Origin of the sequence: Burkholderia sp. Se-20378, assembly GCF_017104665.1 — a bacterium.
Lineage (GTDB): Bacteria > Pseudomonadota > Gammaproteobacteria > Burkholderiales > Burkholderiaceae > Burkholderia > Burkholderia lata.
The window spans coordinates 1-3,752 of the sequence record NZ_JAAGPG010000670.1; the positions used below are offsets into that span (position 1 = coordinate 1).

Consider the following 3,752-nt stretch of genomic DNA (forward strand, 5'->3'; position numbering starts at 1 on the left):
TCGCTGCACCCGGGCCTGCGCGGTGCCGTGCGTGCGCGGGTCGAAGGTGCGCGCGTCGCGCTGCCGGGCCCGTCGCTCACGCCTTACCTCGTCGGCCTGCTCGTGCTGCTCGGCATGCTCGGCACGCTGCTCGGGATGGTCGTCACGCTGAAGGGCACCGGCGCCGCGCTCGAAAGCGCGACCGATCTCGACGCGATCCGCGCGTCGCTGATCGCGCCGGTGAAGGGCCTCGGCTTCGCGTTCGGCACGTCGATCGCCGGCGTCGCGACGTCCGCGATGCTCGGGCTGCTGTCCGCGCTCGTGCGCCGCGAGCGGATCGACGCGGCCCAGCAACTCGACGCGAAGATCGCGACGACGTTGCGCGTGCATTCGTCCGCGCACCAGCGCGACGAATCGTTCCGGCTGCTGCAGCGCCAGGCCGACGTGATGCCGGCGCTGGTTGATCGCCTGCAGACGATGATGACGACGCTCGAGGCGCGCAGCGTCGCGCTGCACGATCGCCAGATCGAAAGCCAGCAGGCGTTTTTCGACCGGACCGAGCGCGCGTATGCGGGCCTCGCGTCGAATGTCGGCGACGCGCTGAAGGAAAGCGCCGCCGAAAGCGCGCGCGTGGCCGGTGCCGCGCTGCAGCCGGTCGTCGCCGCGACGATGACGGGGCTCGCGCAGGAGATGGCCGCGCTGCGCGATACCGTGACGGGCGCCGTGCAGCGTCAGCTCGACGGGCTGACGGACGGCTTCGAGAAGACCACCGGAAACGTGACGGCCGTCTGGAACCGCGCGCTCGACGAACAGCGCCGCGCGGGCGATGCCGTCGCGCAGCAGTTGCAGACGACGCTCGGCCAGTTCACCGACACGTTCTCGCAGCGTTCGACGGACCTGCTCGACGGCGTGGCGACGCGCCTCGAGTCGACCGAAAGCCGCCTGTCGGACGCCTGGCGCGATGCGCTGTCGCGTCAGGAGCAGGTCGGCGAGACGCTGGCCGGCCAGCATGCACGCGCGCTGGGCGAGGCCGCCGCGACGTTCGAACGCCATTCCGGCGCGACGCTCGCCGCGATGCGCGAGTCGCACGCGGGGCTGCAGACCGACCTGGCGGCGCGCGACGAACAGCGCGTCGCTGCGTGGAACGATTCGCTGGCTGCGATGGCCGCGAAGCTCGGCGACGAATGGCAGCGCGCAGGCGTGCACAGCGCGGGCCGTCAGCAGGAAATCTGCGACGCACTCGCACAAACCACGCGCGACCTGACCACGCAGGCGTCGACGTTCGAGCAACGCTCGAACGATCTGCTGTCGACGATCCGCGATTCGCATACGGGCCTGCAGACGCAACTGGCTGCGCGCGATGAAGAACGCCTGTCGGCATGGAACGATTCGCTGGCCGCGATGGCCACGAAGCTCGGTGACGAATGGCAGCGCGCAGGCGTGCACAGTGCGGGCCGTCAGCAGGAAATCTGCGACGCACTCGCACAAACCACGCGCGATCTGACCACGCAAGCGTCGACCTTCGAACAACGCTCGAACGATCTGCTGTCGACGATTCGCGATTCGCACACGGGCCTGCAGACGCAGCTTGCCGCGCGCGACGAAGAACGCCTCACCGCATGGAACGACTCGCTGGCCGCGATGGCCACGAAGCTCGGTGACGAATGGCAGCGCGCGGGCGTGCACAGCGCGGGCCGTCAGCAGGAAATTTGCGACGCACTCGCACAAACCACGCGCGATCTGACCACGCAGGCGTCGACGTTCGAACAACGCTCGAGCGATCTGCTGTCGACGATCCGCGATTCGCACACGGGCCTGCAGACGCAACTCGCGGCACGCGATGAAGAACGCCTGTCGGCATGGAACGACTCGCTGGCCGCGATGGCCACGAAGCTCGGCGACGAATGGCAGCGCGCAGGCGTGCACAGCGCGGGCCGTCAGCAGGAAATCTGCGACGCACTCGCACAAACCACGCGCGACCTGACCGCGCAGGCGTCGACGTTCGAACAACGCTCGAACGATCTGCTGTCGACGATTCGCGATTCGCATGCCGGCCTGCAGACGCAACTGGCCGCGCGCGACGAACAGCGCCTCACCGCGTGGAACGACTCGCTCGCCGCGATGGCGGCCGCGCTGCGCGACGAATGGGCGCAGACGAGCGCGCAGGCCGCGACGCGCCAGCAGGACATCTGCGACACGCTGGCCCGCACCGCGAACGACATCACCGCGCAGGCGCAGGTGCATGCGAGCGACACGATCAACGAGATCGCGCGCCTCGTGCAGGCTGCATCGGAGGCGCCGAAGGCCGCGGCCGACGTCGTCGCCGAGCTGCGCCAGCGTTTGTCCGACAGCCTGGTGCACGACACCGCGATGCTCGAGGAACGCAGCCGCCTGCTCGCGACGCTCGAAACGTTGCTCGGTGCGGTCAACCACGCGTCGACCGAACAGCGCACCGCGATCGACGCGCTCGTCAGCACGTCGGCCGACCTGCTCGACCGCGTCGGCGCGCGCTTCAACGACACCGTCGATGCCGAAACGCGCAAGCTCGACTCGGTGGCCGCGCAAGTCACGGCGGGCGCCGTCGAAGTCGCGAGCCTCGGCGATGCGTTCGGCATGGCCGTGCAGGTATTCGGCGAGTCGAACGACAAGCTGCTGACCCATCTGCAACGCATCGAGGCCGCGCTCGAGAAATCGCTCGCGCGCAGCGACGAACAGCTCGAGTATTACGTCGCGCAGGCGCGCGAGGTGATCGACCTGAGCATGATGTCGCAGAAGCAGATCGTCGAAGACCTGCAGCAGCTCGCCGGCCGGCGGGCGAGCGTCGGAGCGTAACGCATGCACGACGAAATCGACGGCGACGCGTCCTCCGCGCCGGTGTGGCCCGCGTTCGCTGACCTGATGTCGGTGCTGCTCGGCGCGTTCGTGCTGATCCTCGTCGGCGTGATCGGCATGCAGCTTCAGCTCACGTCGAAGCTCGAGGAAGCCGTGCGCGCGCGCCAGCAGGAAGCGCAGCAGCGCAAGTCGCTCGAGCAGGCGCTCGCCGGGCCGCTCGCGGCCGGCCGCGTGACGCTCGTGAACGGCCGCATCGGCATCAGCGGCAACGTGCTGTTCGCGCTGAACTCCGACCAGTTGCAGCCTGCGGGCCGCGACCTGCTGAAGACGCTGGCCGCGCCGCTGGGCGCCTACCTGAAGACGCGCGACGAGATCCTGATGATCAGCGGCTTCGCCGACGACCAGCAGGTGCACGCCGGCAACCGCCAGTTCGCGGACAACTGGGAACTGTCGGCCAAGCGCGCGTTGACGGTCACGCGTGCGCTGATCGACGCCGGCGTGCCGGCGCCGTCGGTGTTCGCGGCCGCGTTCGGCTCCGAGCAGCCGGTCAGCTCGAATGCGGACGATGAAGGCCGCGCGAAGAACCGTCGCGTGGAGATTGCGCCGGTGCCGCGCAAGTCGGCGTCGAACGGAGGGAAGGCGCAGTGACCGGCGACGCGACGCACGTTCGCACGACGCTCGACGCATGGCGCGAGCAAGGCGCCGACCGGCTCGATCCGGTGCGCTTTCACCGGATCGACGCGCTCGAACGGCGTGCGGCCGTGCTCGAAGGCGACGCGCGCGCGTTGCTCGACGCACGGCTGGCGACGTTGCTCGAAGGCTTCGCGGAGGTGGTGGCGCGCGCCGGTGAAACGGCCACCGCAAGCGGCGCGGTAGAGGCGCCCGCGCGCGGCGTGCTGGCGGAACTCGTCGAGCGGCTCGCGCGCGATGCGCAGGCCGAC

The 3,752-nt window shown here is 69.7% G+C and carries 3 protein-coding genes; all 3 read left to right on the forward strand.

Features of this window, described 5'->3' with window-relative positions:
- On the forward strand, positions 1-2,811 hold a 2,811-nt coding region (locus tag G3N93_RS35800; protein WP_206135109.1), incomplete at its 5' end, for a DUF802 domain-containing protein.
- 3 nt (positions 2,812-2,814) lie between these two features.
- Entirely contained in the window at positions 2,815-3,459 is a 645-nt protein-coding gene (locus G3N93_RS35805; RefSeq protein ID WP_174938487.1) for an OmpA family protein, read from the forward strand.
- Positions 3,456-3,752, forward strand: a 297-nt coding sequence (locus G3N93_RS35810; protein ID WP_206135111.1) for a DUF2894 domain-containing protein, incomplete at its 3' end; no start/stop codon positions are given. The genes G3N93_RS35805 and G3N93_RS35810, both read left to right, overlap by 4 nt.

Bases quoted from the DNA above. Each gene is read 5' to 3' on its own strand.
- G3N93_RS35805 (WP_174938487.1), top strand. From the start codon at position 2,815: ATGCACGACGAAATCGACGGCGACGCGTCCTCCGCGCCGGTGTGGCCC.